1 protein-coding gene is annotated in these 931 nt (G+C 60.8%); it reads right to left on the bottom strand.

The window, feature by feature from the left end:
- On the bottom strand, positions 1-931 hold a 931-nt coding region (locus PG896_RS21035), incomplete at both ends, for an IS30-like element ISAs2 family transposase (RefSeq protein WP_270836199.1).

The following is a 931-nucleotide window of genomic DNA, read 5'->3' as shown; positions in this document are numbered from 1 at the left end:
TGACGGTACTCTTCGAATACCTTGACAGGCTGCCTGAATCCGAGACATTTCCGAGGTCGTAGGTTGAGCCACTGCTCCGCTCTCCTGACATCCTCGTCCGTGACCTCTCTCAGGTCTGTTCCCTTTGGGATAAACTGCCTCAACAGCCCATTGCTGTTCTCGTTCAGACCGCGCTCCCACGAAGAGTAAGGGTGCGCAAAGTAAGTCTCGGCACCCAGCGCTTCCTCTATCGCCTTGTGTTCGGCAAACTCGCCGCCGTTGTCAAAGGTGATGGTATGCACCTGCTCGATGTAGGGCGTTAACATCTCGATTATCGCATCCCGCACCACCCCAGCCTGTTTGCTCGCGACCCGCTTGACCAGATAGAGCCGGCTCTTGCGCTCCACCAGGGTGACCAGTGCACCTGTGCCTTGCTTGCCCAGCACCGTGTCCGCCTCCCAATCACCGAGCCGCTCCCGGCTATCGACGATAGCCGGCCGTTCATCAATAGAGCGGGCTTCCTTGATGGGAGAACGCAGGCTGCTCGCCCCCTTGCGGTAGCGCTTGTGGCCCTGGCGCAGATGGCGGTACAACTGGCCACCCCGGGCTTTGTCGGCGGCCACATGGCGGTATATCCACTCGTGACTCACCATGAGGCCTATCTGCTTGCCCACCGCGCTTATCTGCTCCGGGCTCCACCACCAGGCGAGTGTCAGCTCGACAAACTGGATGACATCGGCAGATAGCCGAGATTTGGCCGCACTGGCCCGTCGGTGGGTGGCGTGCTGATGCGCATTGTCTGGCTGGTAGCCCTGCGGCCCGGCGTTACGACGCAGCTCCCGGTAGAGGGTGGAGCGATGAACGCCAATGGCGCGTGCGGTGGCAAGGATGGACATCCCCTGTGCGCGAAGCACCGATAACTGGTATCGTTGCCCCTCGGTCAACTGCTGAT

The organism is Aeromonas sp. QDB30, assembly GCF_027707645.1.
In the GTDB taxonomy this organism is placed as follows: domain Bacteria; phylum Pseudomonadota; class Gammaproteobacteria; order Enterobacterales; family Aeromonadaceae; genus Aeromonas; species Aeromonas caviae.
This window is presented reverse-complemented; position numbering and strand designations above follow the sequence as displayed.